The sequence below is a fragment of the Streptomyces sp. NPDC094147 genome, assembly GCF_044764265.1.
Taxonomy (GTDB): Bacteria; Actinomycetota; Actinomycetes; order Streptomycetales; family Streptomycetaceae; genus Streptomyces.
The window spans coordinates 1-17,081 of record NZ_JBIWHT010000032.1 but is presented as its reverse complement, the minus strand read 5'-3'; the positions used below and the strand labels follow the sequence as shown (position 1 = coordinate 17,081).

The following is a 17,081-nucleotide window of genomic DNA, read 5'->3' as shown; positions in this document are numbered from 1 at the left end:
GGGAGTCCCGTGCCAGGCGGTGGCGTGGAACCAGGCCGAAGGCCGAGTTGACCTTCAAGTTGGATGAACGTCGACAATCGGGGCCATGGACGGCACCACGGAACTACTGAGCATCAGCGCATTCGCGCGACGGGTCGGTCTCGCTCCGAGCGCCCTGCGTTTCTACGACGACTGCCGCGTTCTGCGGCCGGCGTGGGTTGACGGGGCGACGGGATACCGCTTCTACAGTCCTGCTCAGGAGGCCCGTGCCGCTCTCCTGCGCAGTCTGCGAGAAGCGGGACTGCCGCTGGCTGAGGTCACCGTGGTGCTCGACGGGCCCGAGCGCGAGGGCCGCGAGGTGCTGAAGCGGCACTTGGAGAGGATGCGGGACCAGACGCAGACGGCCAAGGCCGCCATCACCGTGGCTCTGCGTTCCCTCTCGACTGCCGGCAGTACGACGGAAGCGCGAATCGGCGGCGTGGAGTTGGCCAGTGCGGTACGCCAGGTGGTGTCGGCCGCCGCCTCCGACGTGGAACTCCCCGCGCTGGGCTGTGTCCTCATCGAGATCGATGACGGCGAGGTTCGTCTGGTGGCTACCGATCGCTATCGCCTGTCGATGCGCGTCCTGAGGCCGACGGTGCTCGACGGAGGGCCCTGCCGCCTGCTGGTGCACGCGGCTGACCTGATCGAGTTCGGGCAATGGGCGGCGCGAGTCCACGAGGTCACCATCCAGGTCGGACCGGACGGCGCCCGCGCACGCAGCACGTCAGAGTCCCGTTCCCTGGTGACGACCGACGAGCTGTTCCCTGCCTACCGCGAGATGCTCTCGGCCCTGGCCCCGCCCGAATACCGTGTGATCGTGGATCGCCTGGCCCTTCGTGACGCGGTCAACAGCCACGGAAACGCTGCACGCATCGCTCTGAGCTTCGCCGGCGACGAGCTGGACGTCTCTCTTGCCCATCACTCCAACGCCGCCATCCTGCCTGCGGTCTGCCATGAAGACCTGCCCCAGCGGATCGGTTTCGATCCCGCCGTCCTGGCTTCCGCTCTGGAGGCCAGTGTCGGGCCCGAGGTTCTGCTGGAGGTCTCCGCCGTGGATCGGCCTGTCGTGGTGCGTTCCGCGGACCAGGGCAGCTTCACCACGCTGATCATGCCCGTCGCCCTCAGCACCTCCAGCTGATTCTTCCCCAACACCGCACCCTCATCACTTCAGGAGAACCGTGACCGACCCCGAGAACATCGTCGTGCAGCTGTGCGCGCAGGGTATGCAGGCCGAGGCCGAAGGACGAGATGGCCGAGCACGGGACCTGTTCCTTCAAGCGTGGGAAGCGGCCGAGGTCGACTACGACGCCTGCATCGCCGCGCACTACCTCGCCCGGCACCAGCCGACCCCGCAGGAGACCCTGCGCTGGAACCAGGAGTGCCTGACCCGGGCCGACAAGGTCGGCGACGAGCGTGTCCGCGGCTTCTACGCCTCACTTCACGGCAACATGGCCCGGGCCCACCGGGACCTGGGCCAGATCGAGCAGGCCCGCGAACACTTCGAGTCCGCCGCCAAGCACATCGACCACGTCCCGGCCGGCCCCCACCAGCAATGGCTCCTCTACCGCATCGCCGCAGGACTGCGTGCCACCGACCGGCCCGCACCGCAGCACCACGAAGACCCGGTCGGTGAACTTCTCACCACGCTCTGCGCACGCGCGGACCTCGAAGCCCTGAGCCTGCTGCTGCCCCCGTACATGGGCAGCCTCGGCACAGCCGAGGACGAGGAACGCATCACCAACGCTCTGCGCATGCTCCATGCCGAGCGTCGCCTTCCCGACGACGAGCAGGCCACCCTCAGCCACGCGATCAAGGTCCGGTCCGCCGCGTGAGCGCCCCGAACCGCGGTGACATGCGAGACACGCATGTAGGCCACCGGCCGCCTTCCTGTGAGCCGACGAACCTTCAACGATCACGACGGCCCGCCGACCTGACGGTCGGCGGGCCGTCAACATGCCGGTCACTACCGCTCTTCCTGCCTTCTGAAGATCCAACGATGTGGAAGGAAAAGCGGGGGACAGTCGAAATCATTTAGGCTGATCAGCCTGCCGCAGGATCGGGGGGACGGGTACGTGGCCATACGCGCTGCCGTGGCGGTGGTGCTGACCGCCGCCGAGCGCCACCGGCTGAAGAAGATGGCTTACGGGCACAAGACTCCGCACCAAGCCCGGCAGCGCGCCGCAGTCGTCCTCCTTGCGGCACGTGGCCGGGGTAATGCCAGGATCGCAGCCGAGACCCACCTGCACGTGGACACGGTCCGGACCTGGCGCGGCAGGTTCGCCCATGGCGGGCTGCCGGCGCTGTCCGACCGCAGGCGCTCCGGGCGCCCCGCCCGTTTCACCCCCTTGCAGGCCGCCGAGGCCAAGGCACTGGCCTGCCAGCTGCCCGCCGAGACGGGCGTGCCGTTGTCACGCTGGTTCTGCCCGGAGCTGGCCGCCGAGCTGACCGCGCGCGGGATCACCGATACCGTCTCCGCGTCCACGGTGCGCCGCTGGCTGCGCGCGGACGCGCTCAAGCCCTGGCAGTTTCGGTCCTGGATCTTCATCCGCGACCCGGACTTCCGCCCCAAGGCCCAACGTGTCCTGGACCTTTACGCCCGCACGTTCGAGGGTGTCCCGCTGGGCGAGGACGAGTACGTCCTCTCCAGCGACGAGAAGACCTCCGTCCAGGCCCGCTGCCGCTGCCAACCGACCCTGGCCCCGGGCCGGGCCCGGTCGATGCGCGTCAACCACGAGTACGGCCGCGGTGGTGCGCTGGCCTACCTGGCCGCCTACGAGTCCACCGCGCGAAGGTCTTCGGCCGCTGTGAGCCGAAGACCGGCATCGTCCCCTTCATGGCCCTGGTCGCCCAGGTCATGACCGCCGAGCCCTACGCGAGCGCCAGACGCGCCTTCTGGATCGTCGACAACGGTTCCTCCCACCGGGGAAAGAAGGCCATTGACCGTCTGACCACGGCGTTTCCGAACGCTGCCATGGTCCACACCCCCGTGCACGCTTCCTGGATCAATCAGATCGAGATCTTCCTCTCGATCGTCCAGCGCAAGGTCGTCCAGCCCAACGACTTCACGGACCTGACCCAGGTCCGGGACCGGCTCCGAGCCTTCGAAGACCGCTACAACGCCACGGCACAGCCGTTCCAGTGGAAGTTCACCACCCCCGACCTGGACGATCTGCTGGCCCGACTCGACCGACACACACCCGCCGACCGACAAGAAGAATCCTCCGTGGCCCTGGCAGCCTGATCAACCCCCGAAGGACTTCGAGAGCCGACCACTAAGTCCCGTAAGTGATCTTGCCGTGGGATGATCTTGGCCGTGGTTGGTGTGATCACGGCGTCTGAGCCGTCCTGGGTAGCCCCGTTCGCCGGACTGAGCCCGCGCGCCTTAGGCGATTCGCCAAGGACGCGGTGCTGATCGTGGACGGCACACTGGTACCTACCCGCGACCACCAGGTCGCCGAGCAGTCGAAGAACTATCGCTACTCGACGAACCACCAGGTGGTCATCGACGCCGACACCCGACTGGTTGTGGTGGTCGGCCGTCCGCTGCCGGGGAACCGCAACGATTGCCGGGCCTGGGTCGAATCCGGTGGGCGGCAGGCGGTCGGCAACACTACAACGATCGCGGACGGCGGCTACCTGGGCACCGGCCTGATCATGCCGCACCGCCGGCGCAAGGGCGAGGAACTGCCCGACTGGAAGGAGGCCCACAACAAGAGTCACAAACGGGTTCGCGCCCGCGTCGAGCACGCATTCGCCCGGATGAAGACCTGGAAGATCCTGCGCGACTGCCGCCTGAGAGGCGATGGTGTGCGCCACGCGATGCACGGCGTTGCCCGCCTGCACAACCTTGCTCTCACGGGATGACTCCCGCCGCATGCGGGACCTGAGAGGTCCACGGGAGACAGCTCCCCACCTCGCAGTCTCGGAGGAGAATCAGGCGAGGCAGAACTCGTTGCTCTCGATGTCCTGCATCGTGATGCACGACTCGTTGACGCCATCGGCGCGCTGCGTCAGCACGTGTTTCGCGCCGAGCGCCATCAGCCGTGCGCATTCGGCCTCGAGTGTGGCCAGGCGCTCGTCACCCACGAGCCCGGCGCCGGCCCGTACACAGAGATGCACCCGGTTCTTGACGACCTTGCCTTCGGGAACTCGCTGGAAGAGCAGGCGCGGGGCCACACCCGAGGGATCAGTACACGCGAAGTAGATCTCGTCCTCGGGCGGCAGCGAGCGGTGGTACTCCCCCCACGTGGCAAAGCCCTCCGGGACCGTCGGTACGACGTACCCCAGCACCTCGCACCAGAAGGCGGCGAGCCGCGCAGGTTCCGCGCAGTCGAAGGTCACTTGGAACTGTTTGATCGTTGACATCGGCGCACGATAGCAGGGGCCTCGCTCATCTCCCCGGGTCGGTAGGTCCGCACCTTGTCGGGAGGAGGCACCTGCTACCCGTTGCTGTGTCGTGCGGTCGCAGGGGTGAACCGAGGTCAGTGCTTCCCCAAAGGGAACCTGGGATGCAATCCCGGCCAGCCACTCTCGTGCTGCTAAAGATCAGTTACGGGACTTAGGCGATCGACGGGACGCCGAGGAATACCTCCGATGACCTTCGATGCAGCCAAGCGTCGAGTTGCGTGAGCTTCTCCTCGGCGCCAGCGAGGCTGACCCGGAGTCCCTCCGCCTCGCCAAGCCAGCCCTCGTGCTCGGCTTCGACAACGCAGGCGATGAGGTTGTCGCGGGTCTCCTCCAATCGGCCGCGCTGGGCCGGGTCCGGCCGGAGGAGCGAGCAACGAACACAAGGGCTTGAAATGACACGAGCGCATAGGGATGCTCTCCCAACGCACGTCGTGGACATGCTCCTTGAGGCCGGTGCGCTCCTCGGGGTTTTTGAATCCCCGCTGCCACGGCACTTCTCGGTTCCAATGTCGCACCGCCCGGGTCAGCTTGCTGGCCGTATGAGAGCTTGAATCCCGCCTGCAGTTGACCTGCTCCCTTGAGTGCTGGATCTCCGTCGCCCACCAAGATTTGGTACTGGGCGGCCCCGCCGGGTACGCCCGTGATAGACACTGACCACGAACCTCATCCTTTCCACTCCACCTGGACTGCTTCCTTGCCCCACGCTGCACGCCTCAGCGGCCTAGCTGTCGAGTGCAACTGACGTGGCATCGGCCGGACTGCTGCTGTCCTGCCAAGCCGACAGTTACAGCAGAGAGGCCCTGTACGACGCGCTTCGGCTTTGGTGCAGGCAGCCGTTGGTGCCGCATCCGGTCCTCCCCGATCGCTGGATCACGAGTGGAGCTGCAGTGGAGCCGCGAACCCTCGCGGAAGCCTGCCTACGGAGAGCCGAGCGACAGCTCGAGCCAGCGTCACGGCCCGCATAATTCTCATTGTGCGTCTCCGGAAGGGACACGAGCCGTCTCGTCGGGCATGGACGGGCGCGCGTGCCGGAAAAGCGCGAAAAGGGTGAAGTCGTAGGCGATCCTCAAGCTGCCGGCGATGAGGAAGGGCAGCCAGCTCCAGGCAAGCTGGGAGAGAGCGACGGCGGCCAAGGGCGCTACCGGCCGCGCGACGTAGCGTGCGGTATTGGTATAGGCCGCGGCGGCGGTTCGTTCACCGGGGGCGACCATGGTGACGACATATGCCTGGCGGGCGGGGACGTCCATCTGGGAGAGCGCGGAGCGAGCGAGCAGAAGGGTCACCGCGACGGGGAGTGCGGGGGCGAAGGGGAGCGCGGCGAGGAGTAGGTTCGAGGGCAGGTGGGAGAACACCATGGTGTTGAGCAGCCCGATGCGTTCGCCGAGCTTTCCCGCCAGGATGCTGGACGCGGCTTGTAGCAGCCCGGCAATGGAGAAGACGGCGCCCATCAGTTCCGGGGTCGCGTCGTAACGGCGGACAAACCAGTACACCAGGAACGCCTGGACGACGAAGCCACCCGCGAATGCGTCGACCGCGAAGAGAGCGCAGAGCCGCCGCACCGTGCTGCGGGAGCTGGTCAGTTGCCCTCGGGACTGGTGTGCGGTCGGCGGTTCGACGCTATCGCTAAGCCGAAGAGCGACGAGCACGGCGAGGAACGCCGACACGGCCAGCGTGAGCAGCCAACGCTGGTCGGCGGGGACGTTGGGCCAGAGGTCACGCAGGGCAGCGGGGCCGCCGGCGAGCAGCCCGCCGAGTGATCCGGCGAGGTAGGCGATGGCGTTGTACTGGCCGAACACCTGGGCGCGGGCCGCGGCAGGCGCGCTCGCGATCATGGCTTGTTCCAAGGTGGTGATCGGCCCGGATTCATTGGGGTCTGTGGACAGCGTGCCGGTGAACGCGGCGAGAAGGAGGAGCGGGAAACAGTCGGTAAGGGCGAATACCGAGGCGGAGATCCCCATGGCGATCAGGAGCGCGAGATAACTGCGTCGCCGACCGAGGCGGTCCGCGTACCGGGCCGCCATCAAGGAGACGCAAGCCATGCCCGCGAGCATGGTGGCGAAGACGGCGCCGACCTGCGTGGGGGACAGCCCGCCTGCCGCAAGTGCGGTTCCCAGTAGCACGCTGCTGAAGCCGTAGCCGAATGCGCGCAGCCCCTGTACTGCGAGGACCAGGCGCAAGTCCCGTTCGGCGTCGCTGATGTCCGTCACCTCAGGAGTTCAGCATCCTGTCGCTGTCTTTCGACGCCTGGTCACCGTGAAGCTTGTCAGTGAGCCAGCCCGCCGAGACTAGAACGAGTAGGCCGATGAATCCGGCCGTCATGAGAACAGTGAGAATCACAACTCCATCGTCGAATGGACTGCAGACCGGCGACAGTGGCAAGAGTGCCGATCTCCGATAGATTGTCGTCATGCATCGGGTGGCAGTTCTCGTCTTCGATGGGATCCACAGCTTCGACTTGTCGATGCCGCTGCAAGTGTTCAGCACCGCGCACTCGCTGGGCAAGGAGCGGGGTAAGGTGTTCGGCTCTCGTCTCTACGATGTGCGGGTGTGTGGTGACGGCCGAAACTTGGCTGTCACAGGTGTTGGTGATGTCGAGATGTACCAGTACACCCCTCGGTACCCGTTGGTGGACGCTATCGACGCGGACACCATCGTTGTCATCGGGGTCGCCCGAGGCCAAGAACCACCGGCCCAGGCACTCAACCTGCTGCACGAGGCACACCGAGGTGGCGTCAGGATCGCCGCAGTGAGTTCTGGAGGCACGCGCGTGCTGGCGGCTACCGGGCTGCTGGACGGCAGACGCGCCGCCACCCACTGGTCACGACGGCATGTTATTGCCGGGCGTTACCCACAGGTGCGGGTCGACACCGATGTGCTCTTTATCGATCACGGTGACGTGCTCACCTCTGCGGGCGGTGCCAGCAGCATCGACATGTGCCTGCACATGGTCCGCCAGGACTTCGGATCTGCAGTCGCTGCCAACGTCGCCCGTCATATGGTTGTGGCGCCGGAGCGTGATGGGAGTCAGGCGCCGTATACCGCGCATCCAGAGCCCGGCGACGGCCATGGATCCCTTGGGCCGGTGATGCAGTGGCTACGGCAACGGCTCGGGGAGCCGGTCACTTTGGCGGACATCGCATCGCATGTGGCAACGAGCCCCCGCACACTAAACCGGAGATTCAGGGAGCAGACCGGCACCACGCCTCTCCAGTGGTTGGTGATCGAACGGGTGCGTCATGCACAGGAGTTGCTTGAGACCACCGACCTGTCCGTTGAGGAGATCTCCCGGCACTGCGGGTTCGGCACCTCGGTGACGATGCGCCAGCACTTCGCGAGACACCTGAGGACCTCACCGACGGAATACCGTCGTGCATTCCGCACCCGCCACGCCCCGGACTGAACGTCGCCGCCTCACCTTCTTCGCACGGCCGACACCGTCAGGCATGGCCAGGTGACTTGGAGCCTGTGTCATGATGCCACCCGCGGCAGATGCGGAGGCGGACGCCTACCCTAGGCAGCCCCACAGGCTGCAACGACTGCGGGGCGTTCCCTGGCCACATGACACGGTCGGTAGGCCAAGGGGTTCGATCACGCCCGATGCCCGATCACCGCTCACTCCCTGGAAGAGCGTCCTTCATCTGTCTGAGCTGTGCCGCCCAGTCTGAGGACCGAAGTTCGGCATGCCGAGGTTCGTGGTGGTGTGCTTGGCGGCCATCTCGCGCATCGAGGCGAGCTTGTCTTCAGCGGCGGCCACGCTCGTCTCGATGGCGGCGACCTCGCCGAGCCATCCCTGGTCCTTCGCTTCCTTCAGGCGGTCGAGCAGGTTGTCGTGGATCTCCTCAAGCCGGGGCATCTGGCCGGGGTCGGGCCGGAGTTGTGGGCATCTGACACACGCTTAACCGAACTGATCTTGAAGCAGTTCTCGGGGGACTTCGGTGCCGGTCTACTCACAGAAGGTGATGAAGAGCCTTGTGAAGTACGGGGGCGGCGTGTCGCGGACAGGCTGACTCAGGAAGGTCTAAGACGCGCCGGGCGACGTGGGCGCCTGGTAAGTCCTGCGCAACCAGTTGTCGAGAGTGACGAAGTCCGATTCGGTGAGGCCCAGGCGGGGGTCGACGCGATGGAGCAGAGCAAGTCCTGGATGGTGCGTGGATACCCAGGCGCGATCGGTGTCGGTGATCTCGTCATCGACCCATGTGAATGAGTGTCCGGCAGCCCAGTCGACGAGGGCGCGGGTTTTCCAGTGCAGTCCGTCTCGCTCGTCCTGCTCTTCTTGGTCGGACGACTCCGGCCAAATCACCACTGCCAACTGCGGCAGGCCGATCCGCGGGGCTATGTGTTCATTCGCATCCGCCATCCAAGTCGTGGCCCAGACCAGATCGCACGGCAGCGCCGCCAACCGGGGCCCGTGCGCCGGATTGATCCTGGCCAGCAATGGATTCGTGTTGGCCCCCTGCGCTTCGGGGATCGGGTAGGTCGGATAGCCGTTTGGGTACTGCTGCGGCGTCGCTCCGAAGGGAATGAGGGGTCCGTCGACATCGAGGAAGAGAAGAGGCTGTGCAGAACCGGTCACTGCCGCACGATAGCGGCTCGACCTGATGGTGCCGAGTCGATGAGCAGGTTCGCCAAGCGGCAGCGGGCACGCCCTTTGCGAGGCGAAGATCGGGCTCCTATGGGCGATCAGTCCTTGAACTCGGCGCTGCTTCGACCGGCATCGCGGCGGAAGTCGGGCATGCCGAGGTGAACGGTGGAGGGCTGTGCTGTGCGGTCGCGCATGGCCTCCAGTTTCTGCGCCGCGGCCCATGGTGGTCTCGATGGCGGCGACCTCGCCGAGCCAGCCCTGGTCCCGGGCCTCCTGGAGGCGGTCGATGAGGTTGGCATGGATCTCCTGGAGGCGTGGCATCCGGGCTGGGTCGACGAGCAGTAGGGAGCATCTGACACAGGTGTCTTCTCTGAGCTAACTGGGTGGGTTGCCGCGGTGCTGAACTGAGGGGCGATCTGGCTCGCCGTGGCTTGCAGCAGTCGCCTCGGACTCGCTGTTCCGCATTCGGCTCTCGCTGCCAGAAGCGAGTCGCTTGACCCTCACGTGGCGTCAGGCTGCATAGTCGGTGCCGTGGAGGATCACTGGACCGTGGGACGCGTGGCCGAACTGGCCGGCGTGAGCGTCCGCACGCTGCATCACTATGACGAGATCGAGCTCGTGCGTCCTTCGGCGCGGACCGCGGCCGGGTACCGGGCCTATTCGGCGGGCGACGTGGAGCGGCTGCGGGAGGTGCTGGCCTATCGGCGGCTGGGCTTCGGGCTGCGGGAGGTTGCGGAACTGGTCGGCGACCCGTCCACCGACGCGGTCGCGCATCTGCGCCGGCTGCGCGGCCTGCTGCTGGAGCGGCGTGATCGCGCTGACGCCATGGTGGCGGCCATCGACAGGGAACTTGAGGCACGGGCGAAGGGACTGATGGTGACACCGGAGGAGCAACTGGAGATGCTCGGTGCACGGCTGTACGACGCGATCGGCGGCGCCTACACCGCGACACGGCGTACCGAGCCGCGGATCGCCGCGCAGATCTGGGACGGGCTCGGGGACGCGCAGACGGTGCTGAACGTCGGGGCCGGCACCGGCTCCTACGAGCCTGCCGATCGCGACGTGACCGCGGTGGAGCCATCGGCGGTCATGCGAGGGCAGCGACCTCCCGGCTCGGCACCGTGCGTGGCCGCCACCGCGGAGAACCTGCCGTTCGAGGACCACTCCTTCGACGTCGCGATGGCCGTCTCCACCGTTCACCACTGGGGGGACCCGATAGCGGGGCTGCGCGAGATGCGCCGCGTGGCCCGCCGCGCGGTGGTGCTGACGTTCGACACCGACGAGCCCGGATGGCAGGACCGGTTCTGGCTTACCCGCGACTACCTGCCCGAGTTCGCCGCCGTCCTCGCAGAATTTCCCTCGCTTGCCGGGATGTCCGACGCGATCGGTGCCCGCGTGGAGCCGGTGCCCATCCCGTGGGACTGCGCTGACGGCCTGTTCGAGGCGTACTGGCGCCGACCGGGGGCGTATCTGGAGGATCACGTGCGCCGTGCGATGTCGGTGTGGACGAGGGTCGGGCCGGAGGCCGAGCAGCGGGCGGTACGAAGCCTCAGCGACGACCTCGACTCCGGCCGGTGGGCCGAGCGCAACAGCGACCTCGCCGACCTCGACGCGGCAGATCTCGGCCTCCGCCTGCTCATAGCCTGAGCTTGTTTTTTATGGTCCCGTAGCCTTTGAGGTCCCTTTGGGGCAGGTGGGCCAGTGAAGGGCGGTCTCCAAGTAGATACTGGCGGGGTTCTCACGAGGTGATGGGACTGTCGCTGAAGCGGTTGCTACTGAAGGACGTCATGATGACTGACACACCGACCACATACGCATTCTGCTTCGACCAAGGCGATCTGCATGTCTTCCGTGGTGAGGAGCCTTGGTGCACGGCGGCATGGGTCACACTGTCTGGCTCCACTCGGGATGAAGCGTTGGAGGATAAACGGAGTCGCTTCGGAAAGGCCCGCTTCGTCGACGACCTGCCGCTTGAGCAGCAAGTCGAGGTGCTGCAGCTTCGCTAATGCGGGCCAGGCCCGAACGACTCCTCGAACACTGTCACTCACCTGGGCATTCGCAGGACAGACGGACGGCCCGCGCATGAGCATGCGTTCCGTCACAGAACCGCACTCATACGAGGGCCGCAGGGGTGAGTCTGGTGCACCACGATGCCAGGGACGAGGCGTTCGACTTCACGTCCCACTTTCGGGAGGACTTCTACGCGTGCCTGACCCGGCGCGGTGACACCTTGTTCGAGATCTGCGACGCGATGCTCTGCGAGAACGGCCCGGTGACCTCGCCGGTCGACCTGACACTGCTGGCCGAACACCGGCGTGGACACGGCGCGTTGTACGACGCGCTCAACCACGGCCGTATCGACGTGGCCGGGCTGCGGAAGGCGCTGGCCATGCTGCCGCAGCCGAAGGCCGCCGACGGGCGCATGGTCCTGGCGGTCGATGTCTCCCTATGGCTGCGTCCCGATGCCCCGTGCAGCCCGGACCGGCTGTTCTGTCACGTCTACGGACGCTCGGGACGCTCCAGCGGCCAGTTCATTCCCGGCTGGCCGTACTCGTTCGTCGCCGCCCTGGAGACAGGCCGCACGTCATGGTGCCAGCTGCTCGACGCACAACGGCTCGGCCCCGACGACGATGTCGCCCAGGTCACCGCCGGGCAGGTCCACCGCGTCGTCACCGACCTGATCGGCCAAGGCCAGTGGGAAGACGGCGACCCGGACATCCTGGTCGTCTTCGACGCCGGCTACGACGCCCCGCGCATGGCCTACCTCCTCGGCGGCCTCCCGGTGGAGGTCCTCGGGCGGATGCGCTCGGACCGCGTGATGCGCAAACCCGTCCCGGTGCCGTGGATCTGTCCGCCCGAGGGCGGACGGCCCCCGAAACACGGCAAGGAGTTCCGCTTCGCCAGGCCCGATACCTGGGGCGAGTCGGCCGTGGCGACCACGCAGGTCACCGACCGCTATGGCACCGCCCAGGCGATGGCCTGGGACCGCATCCACCCGCGGCTCACTACCCGCAGTGCCTGGATCGGCCACGACGGCGAACTTCCCATCATCGAGGGCACCCTGATCCGCCTGAAGGTGGACCGCCTGCCCGCACCCTTGGGGGAGCTGGCCCTGCAGCAGGTCGCCGACCAGTGCAGCCATGCCGTCCTCGCCCGGACGACTTCGCCCTGGCTCTTCCCCGGAGGCCAGCCCGGCCGCCCGATCAGCACCTGGGCCATGGGCGAACGACTCCGCAAGCTCGGAATCGGCCTCGCCGAGACCCGCTCCGCCGCCCTGTTCCAGCTCGCCACCCGCCTGCCCGCCGCGATCCTCGCCCGCACCCTCGGCATCCACATCACCGTCGCCGTCAAATGGCAGCGAGCCGCTGCCGGCGACTGGGCCGCCTACGCCGCCGACATCAGCCAACGCACCCCAACACGGGAAAACTGATGACACCTCACCACCGCACTGACAACTCCACAGTCCTCCTGATCCACGGCGGACTCTGGGAGGACGGCATGGACGCCGACCAGTTCTGGGCAGCCCCGGGAATCTCAGCCGGCCTCGAACGAGAGGGCTTCACGGTGCTGGCACCGGACCGCCTCCACCACCCACCGGGCTGGGACGCAGAGGTCGAGCACCTCGCCCCCGCCCTGCCCGGCCACCCTGTCTCCGTAGTGGCCGGATCAAACGGGTGCTCAGCGGCCGTTCGCCTCGCGTTGGCCTTCCCGGACCAGATCACAAGACTGTTGTTGGCCTGGCCCGCAACCGCAGGCGACCCCGCAGTGGACTCCCGCACCCGCATCGGCCTGACCAACCTCGGTGCATCCGACCAGAACATCCGAGCCCTGCTGGACGGGCAGACCCTGCGAGGCGTCACTGACGCCGAACTGGCAACGCTCAAGATGCCGATCAGCGTGCTCCCCTCAGACCCAGAGAACCCGTTCCACCAACGACACACCGTCGACGCGCTCCGACGACTCCACCCGGACAGCGACGAACTCCCCGGATGCCCAGAGCCGCCCCGCCCAGACTTCAGCCCCCACCTGACCCAGTTCCTAGCCTCGGTCACCAAGTTCGCCGACCGCTGAGCTCCGACCCATTCGGAGAGTTCCAATACCCGAGTGCACCATTAGCCGTGTTCCAAGAGGACCTGATCCGTTCTTACCGGGCCTTCCTCGACAAGCGTCGCTCCATCCGTCCCATCGAGGAGTACCGCGAACCTACCGATGACTAATGGCGCGAGTTCCAGGAGCACTTCCACACGCGCAAGCTCGAACTGGGCGATTGCGCTCGCCCCTACGGAACCCCCCTGCCAGCATGAGCACTCTTGCCTCAGATGCCCCATGCCGACAGGTCTCGCCGCGTCAACGAGGACGGCTGGTCGAGATCATTCGCTACCTCAGCGATCGCATCGACGAGGCCCGCATCAACGGCTGGCTCGGCGAAGTCCAGGGCCTCCAGGTCAGCCTGAGTAAGGCCAAGGAGAAGCTCGTCGGCCTCGACCGCAGTCTGGAACGCGGCTGCAGCCTCGGCCAGAACGGTCCCACCGACCTCGGCATGCCCGTGATCACTAGACCGAGCTCAGCCCCGAGGCGCGGATGAAAACGGCTGGTCGTTCCTCCACGGGTGGGAGATGCTGCCTCAATGATCGACCGTGAATTCGCCATCCGACTGGTGGAGTCGCAGCTGGAGCGTGAGTCTCCGGGGCAGCTGCTGGTGGCCCATGTTGGAGAGCACGAACTGGCGTGGGTCGTCTCATACCAGTCCGCCGAGTATGTGCGGACGGGCGACCCTACCCATCTGCTGGTGGGTAACGGCCCGTTTCTCGTCGATCGTGTGGATGGCGGGCTGCACTCGATCGGGGTGGTGTCAGCGGTCACCGGAGCGTGGGAATCGGACTACCGGACCCGCATCCGGGGGATGACGACGCGAACGGCAGTCGACGACCTGCACGACGAGCTACGCCAGACGGCAGCAGCTCGCGGTCGGATCTTCGCTATGCACGTGCTGCGGCAGAAGGTTCCGGCGCTTGCTCACGCGGAGGTCATCGAATACGTCAATGCCCTGCGAAGCGGCTCAGCACCGGCTCGTCTCGTGGCAAGCGCCGCCAAGACCCTCGTCCCCGAGCCGGACCCCGTCCTCAGTGTCCACACCATCCAGCCAGGAAAACACCCCACCAGCTGAAGGGCATTCCCCCTGAAGGTTGGACACCGTAGACACTGGATCTTGTAGATCTGGGAGAACGGAGTCCCTGTGGGGATGAAGCACTATCCCGCCGAGTTCAAGGCGGATGCGGTCGCGCTGTATCAGTCGCGGCCCGGGGCGACGATCAAGGAGGTCGCCGCTGATCTGGGCGTGAATCCGGAAACGCTGCGGAACTGGCTCCGCGCGGCCGGGCGGACCGGGAGGAGTCGGGTGTCGGCCGGCGGGGCGTCCCCGGCGCCGAAGAGTGGGCTGGAGGCGGAGAACGAGGCTCTGCGGCGCGAGAACGCCGAGCTCAAGACCGAGCGGGACATTCTGCGCCGGGCGGCGAAGTATTTCGCCGGGGAGACGCGCTGGTGAATCGCTTCCAGTTCGTCGCCGACCACCGGGACGCCTTCGGCGTGAAGCGGTTGTGCCATTTTCTCGGGCTGGCCCGCTCGAGCTTCTACTACTGGCTGGCCACCGCCTCGAAGCGGGCCGCTCGACAGGCCGGTGACGTTGAACTCGCCCGACGAATAAGCAATGTTCACGCCGGATCCGACAAGACCTACGGGTCTCCGCGGGTGACCGCCGAGCTCCGTGAAACGGGCGAGCGCATCAACCACAAACGCGTCGAGCGCGTCATGCGGGCCTTCAACATCGTCGGGGTGCACCTGCGCAAGAAGCACTGCACGACCGTCGCCGACCCGGCCGCAGCGAAGGCCGCCGATCTGATCGGGCGCGACTTCACCGCGACGACGGTGAACACCAAGTACGTGGGCGACATCACGTACTTGCCGGTCAGCGGCGCGAAGCCACTGTATTTGGCGACGGTCATCGACCTGTGCTCACGCCGGCTGGCGGGCTGGGCCATCGCCGATCACATGCGGGCCGAGCTCGTCATCGACGCCCTGGCCGTCGCCGAGCGCACCCGCGGCAGCCTCAACGGGGCCATTTTTCATTGCGACCACGGGTCGCAATATACGTCCGCTGCGTTTGCCGAAGCCTGCAGGTCAGCGGGCGTGAAAAGGAGCATGAGCGCCGTCGGGAGCTCCGCGGACAACGCTGCCGCGGAGAGCTTCAACGCGTCACTGAAAAGGGAGACACTCCAGGGCGCGAAGGCGTGGCCGACAGCACGTCAGGCCCGACTCGACACCTTCCGCTGGGCCGGCCGCTACAACACCCGACGCCGCCACTCCCGCCTCGGACAACGATCTCCAATCTCCTACGAGACCACCCTCGACGAACCATCAACTACGCTGACACAAGCCGCATAACCCCGTGTCCAACATCCGGGGGGAATGCCCGAACTCAAGCCGCCAGCCAGTAGTCCGGATAAGGATGGCCGGGCCAGGGAGCTGGTGAACCAGGCCCAGTTCGACATGGCCGAGGTGGAGGGCGAGGGCTTCGGGGACGACTTCGCCACCTACCCCCAGGGAGAAGGTGAGGAGGAAGAGTTCGAGGACCCGGTACAGATCGTGCGAGGTTTTCACCGCTCCATGGAGTTCACCGATTTGATCGGGGTCTGCCAGGAGTTTGTGGCCGGAGCGAGCCGGCTGGTGCCACGGCTGCGCGGCCAGGAGTGCACCGAGTCGCAGGTGGCCCTGGTCCTGCGCCACCTGGAGAAAATTGGGGCGACATCGACTCTGGTCGGATGCACCGAGGTTGGTCAGGCCGATGCGGGTGCGGGAGTCCACTGCGGGGTCGCCTGCGGTTGCGGGCCAGGCCAGCAACAGTCTTGTGATCTGGTCCGGGAAGGCCAACGAGAGGCGAACGGCCGCTGAGCACCCGTTTGATCCGGCCACGGCATTGCTACCACCCCCGCGGTGGTGGCCGACGGGGCGGTCTTCACGGTTACCGGGACGATGTCGGCCTGGATCAGTGCCGGGGCGGCCAGCTGAGGCACAGCCGCCTGCGAAGGCGTTGCGGCTGCTATAAAATGTCCGGCCATCAGGGCGGAGCCGGTGAGACCTCTGACGATCTGTACTCGCAAGATGTTTCCCCCTTGCGCTGTGCGACTCCCGTGGGCCGTGTTGCCCGCGGTGGGGCGCGGCAGCGGTCAACGATCGTAAGCATGACCGTAGTTGCCGAGGCCGCCTTTACCGCATCGTTTGCCGAGAACGATCGGCACCGGCTCCCACGGCCGTGGAGGAGCGGGCCAGCAGCCGCAGCCAGCCGAGCAGGAGGCAGCTGAATCGGTAGGCCAGACGGAATGTCATGATTCCCAAGCGTGCGCCGACGGGCTCACGAGCGCTTTCTATGTGCTCACATCGTGGCCCTCAAGTCGCGGCTCAGCGAGGGTGACAGGGTTGTCGGCACCCACAGGGCCAGGCGCGGACGGCCTTGCTGCGGTGGACGGGATGGCGGTGGGCGATCACGTGGACCTTGCGTCTGGCCTGGCGGGCGAGCCGGTCAAGGAACGTGGTGAACACCTTCGCGGTGAACTTCTCGGTGAACACGGTGAAGTACAGGGAGCCGCGGGAGGCGATCGTGGACGTGATGTTCACCAGGAAGCGACGCCCGTTGACCCGCACGACGGGGGTCTGGCCCTTCGGGGCCCAGGAACGTCCGGGCGGAGCGGTGTCCGAGCGCAGTCCGCACTGGTCCGCCCAGGCCACCACCGCATTCTCCGCCTTCGCCCTGGCCGAGATCGCGGGGTACTCGTCCTGCAGCCAGGCGGTCACCCTCGCCTGGTCCTGGCGGTAGGGACGGCGGTCGTGCCGCTGCGGGGAGAAGCCGTGCCGACGCAGCCACTTGCCCACCATGCGCTCGGTCATCACCACTCCGGTCACCATCCGGACCAGTTCCGCCACTAAAGGCTGTCCCGTAAGCGATCTTGGGAATTGAGGAGGAGGTGTTCGATGGTGGTCCCTGCTGCTCGTCTATCCGGCGAGGGCGAGGTTGTGG

General features: G+C 66.7%; 19 protein-coding genes and 2 pseudogenes. 15 read left to right on the top strand and 6 right to left on the bottom strand.

The features are described 5' to 3' along the window. The first annotated feature begins 85 nt into the window (after positions 1-85). The 5 genes and pseudogenes from ACIQ8J_RS30615 to ACIQ8J_RS30595 form a co-directional block, all read left to right on the top strand. Entirely contained in the window at positions 86-1,159 is a 1,074-nt protein-coding gene (locus ACIQ8J_RS30615; protein ID WP_403276131.1) for a MerR family transcriptional regulator, read from the top strand. A 40-nt stretch (positions 1,160-1,199) separates the two neighbouring features. Then, entirely contained in the window at positions 1,200-1,853 is a 654-nt protein-coding gene (locus ACIQ8J_RS30610) for a hypothetical protein (RefSeq protein WP_403276132.1), read from the top strand. Positions 1,854-2,093: 240 nt separating this feature from the next. Further along, complete coding sequence (locus ACIQ8J_RS30605) at positions 2,094-2,879, top strand: helix-turn-helix domain-containing protein (protein ID WP_403276133.1); 786 nt, start codon at positions 2,094-2,096, stop codon at positions 2,877-2,879. Continuing rightward, entirely contained in the window at positions 2,855-3,262 is a 408-nt protein-coding gene (locus tag ACIQ8J_RS30600; RefSeq protein ID WP_403276135.1) for a transposase, read from the top strand. The genes ACIQ8J_RS30605 and ACIQ8J_RS30600 overlap by 25 nt, the downstream gene beginning before the upstream one ends. Before the next feature lie 143 nt (positions 3,263-3,405). Then, positions 3,406-3,885: pseudogene (locus ACIQ8J_RS30595) on the top strand (transposase); the annotation flags it as partial. 69 nt (positions 3,886-3,954) lie between these two features. Here the strand turns inward: ACIQ8J_RS30595 and ACIQ8J_RS30590 are convergent. The 3 genes from ACIQ8J_RS30590 to ACIQ8J_RS30580 form a co-directional block, all read right to left on the bottom strand. Further along, positions 3,955-4,386 (bottom strand): VOC family protein, encoded by a 432-nt coding sequence (locus tag ACIQ8J_RS30590; RefSeq protein ID WP_403276137.1) that lies wholly within the window; start codon positions 4,384-4,386, stop codon positions 3,955-3,957. A 193-nt stretch (positions 4,387-4,579) separates the two neighbouring features. Beyond that, entirely contained in the window at positions 4,580-4,762 is a 183-nt protein-coding gene (locus ACIQ8J_RS30585; RefSeq protein ID WP_403276139.1) for a hypothetical protein, read from the bottom strand. Positions 4,763-5,396: 634 nt separating this feature from the next. Beyond that, positions 5,397-6,635: an MFS transporter gene (locus tag ACIQ8J_RS30580; protein WP_403276140.1), complete on the bottom strand. Its 1,239-nt coding sequence runs from the start codon at positions 6,633-6,635 to the stop codon at positions 5,397-5,399. A gap of 200 nt (positions 6,636-6,835) precedes the next feature. Here ACIQ8J_RS30580 and ACIQ8J_RS30575 point away from each other — a divergent pair, with 200 nt between their 5' ends. Next, positions 6,836-7,828: a GlxA family transcriptional regulator gene (locus ACIQ8J_RS30575; protein WP_403276141.1), complete on the top strand. Its 993-nt coding sequence runs from the start codon at positions 6,836-6,838 to the stop codon at positions 7,826-7,828. Positions 7,829-8,062: 234 nt separating this feature from the next. Here the strand turns inward: ACIQ8J_RS30575 and ACIQ8J_RS30570 are convergent, their stop codons facing one another. Both ACIQ8J_RS30570 and ACIQ8J_RS30565 read right to left on the bottom strand, forming a co-directional pair. Further along, on the bottom strand, positions 8,063-8,281 hold the full coding sequence (locus ACIQ8J_RS30570; RefSeq protein ID WP_403276142.1) for a hypothetical protein: 219 nt from the start codon (positions 8,279-8,281) through the stop codon (positions 8,063-8,065). 165 nt (positions 8,282-8,446) lie between these two features. Then, entirely contained in the window at positions 8,447-9,001 is a 555-nt protein-coding gene (locus tag ACIQ8J_RS30565; protein WP_403276144.1) for an HAD domain-containing protein, read from the bottom strand. Between the two features lie 201 nt (positions 9,002-9,202). Here ACIQ8J_RS30565 and ACIQ8J_RS30560 point away from each other — a divergent pair, with 201 nt between their 5' ends. From ACIQ8J_RS30560 to ACIQ8J_RS30520, 9 genes and pseudogenes are all read left to right on the top strand, one after another. Beyond that, positions 9,203-9,355: a hypothetical protein gene (locus tag ACIQ8J_RS30560; RefSeq protein WP_403276146.1), complete on the top strand. Its 153-nt coding sequence runs from the start codon at positions 9,203-9,205 to the stop codon at positions 9,353-9,355. 204 nt (positions 9,356-9,559) lie between these two features. After that, positions 9,560-10,657: a MerR family DNA-binding transcriptional regulator gene (locus ACIQ8J_RS30555; RefSeq protein WP_403276156.1), complete on the top strand. Its 1,098-nt coding sequence runs from the start codon at positions 9,560-9,562 to the stop codon at positions 10,655-10,657. 101 nt (positions 10,658-10,758) lie between these two features. Beyond that, entirely contained in the window at positions 10,759-11,016 is a 258-nt protein-coding gene (locus ACIQ8J_RS30550; RefSeq protein WP_403276147.1) for a hypothetical protein, read from the top strand. 125 nt (positions 11,017-11,141) lie between these two features. Then, positions 11,142-12,101, top strand: a pseudogene (locus ACIQ8J_RS30545) (transposase); the annotation flags it as partial. Between the two features lie 407 nt (positions 12,102-12,508). Next, positions 12,509-13,081 (top strand): alpha/beta fold hydrolase, encoded by a 573-nt coding sequence (locus tag ACIQ8J_RS30540; protein ID WP_403276148.1) that lies wholly within the window; start codon positions 12,509-12,511, stop codon positions 13,079-13,081. A 229-nt stretch (positions 13,082-13,310) separates the two neighbouring features. Further along, positions 13,311-13,595 (top strand): hypothetical protein, encoded by a 285-nt coding sequence (locus tag ACIQ8J_RS30535; protein WP_403276149.1) that lies wholly within the window; start codon positions 13,311-13,313, stop codon positions 13,593-13,595. Positions 13,596-13,637: 42 nt separating this feature from the next. Then, positions 13,638-14,177, top strand: a complete 540-nt coding sequence (locus ACIQ8J_RS30530; protein WP_403276150.1) for a YrhB domain-containing protein — start codon at positions 13,638-13,640, stop codon at positions 14,175-14,177. Positions 14,178-14,246: 69 nt separating this feature from the next. Beyond that, a protein-coding gene (locus ACIQ8J_RS30525; protein ID WP_403278391.1) for an IS3 family transposase occupies positions 14,247-15,451 on the top strand; the annotation gives its coding sequence in 2 pieces (ribosomal slippage) (positions 14,247-14,541 and positions 14,541-15,451; 1,206 coding nt in all). Positions 15,452-15,475: 24 nt separating this feature from the next. Beyond that, complete coding sequence (locus ACIQ8J_RS30520) at positions 15,476-15,958, top strand: DUF6192 family protein (protein WP_403278376.1); 483 nt, start codon at positions 15,476-15,478, stop codon at positions 15,956-15,958. Positions 15,959-16,465: 507 nt separating this feature from the next. On the opposite strand, the gene ACIQ8J_RS30515 is transcribed toward ACIQ8J_RS30520, so the two are convergent. Next, positions 16,466-16,987 carry a transposase gene (locus ACIQ8J_RS30515; RefSeq protein ID WP_403278374.1) on the bottom strand — a complete coding sequence of 174 codons (522 nt, stop codon included), beginning with the start codon at positions 16,985-16,987 and terminating at the stop codon, positions 16,466-16,468. Between the last annotated feature and the right edge of the window lie 94 nt (positions 16,988-17,081).

Excerpts from the sequence above, each read along its gene's own strand:
- ACIQ8J_RS30520 (WP_403278376.1), top strand. The coding sequence starts at position 15,476 with ATGCCCGAACTCAAGCCGCCAGCCAGTAGTCCGGATAAGGATGGCCGG.
- ACIQ8J_RS30530 (WP_403276150.1), top strand. The coding sequence starts at position 13,638 with ATGATCGACCGTGAATTCGCCATCCGACTGGTGGAGTCGCAGCTGGAG.
- ACIQ8J_RS30600 (WP_403276135.1), top strand. The coding sequence starts at position 2,855 with ATGGCCCTGGTCGCCCAGGTCATGACCGCCGAGCCCTACGCGAGCGCC.
- ACIQ8J_RS30590 (WP_403276137.1), bottom strand. The coding sequence starts at position 4,386 with ATGTCAACGATCAAACAGTTCCAAGTGACCTTCGACTGCGCGGAACCT.
- ACIQ8J_RS30560 (WP_403276146.1), top strand. The coding sequence starts at position 9,203 with ATGGCCTCCAGTTTCTGCGCCGCGGCCCATGGTGGTCTCGATGGCGGC.
- ACIQ8J_RS30570 (WP_403276142.1), bottom strand. The coding sequence starts at position 8,281 with ATGCCCCGGCTTGAGGAGATCCACGACAACCTGCTCGACCGCCTGAAG.
- ACIQ8J_RS30575 (WP_403276141.1), top strand. The coding sequence starts at position 6,836 with ATGCATCGGGTGGCAGTTCTCGTCTTCGATGGGATCCACAGCTTCGAC.
- ACIQ8J_RS30550 (WP_403276147.1), top strand. The coding sequence starts at position 10,759 with ATGGGACTGTCGCTGAAGCGGTTGCTACTGAAGGACGTCATGATGACT.
- ACIQ8J_RS30540 (WP_403276148.1), top strand. The coding sequence starts at position 12,509 with ATGGACGCCGACCAGTTCTGGGCAGCCCCGGGAATCTCAGCCGGCCTC.
- ACIQ8J_RS30535 (WP_403276149.1), top strand. The coding sequence starts at position 13,311 with ATGAGCACTCTTGCCTCAGATGCCCCATGCCGACAGGTCTCGCCGCGT.
- ACIQ8J_RS30615 (WP_403276131.1), top strand. The coding sequence starts at position 86 with ATGGACGGCACCACGGAACTACTGAGCATCAGCGCATTCGCGCGACGG.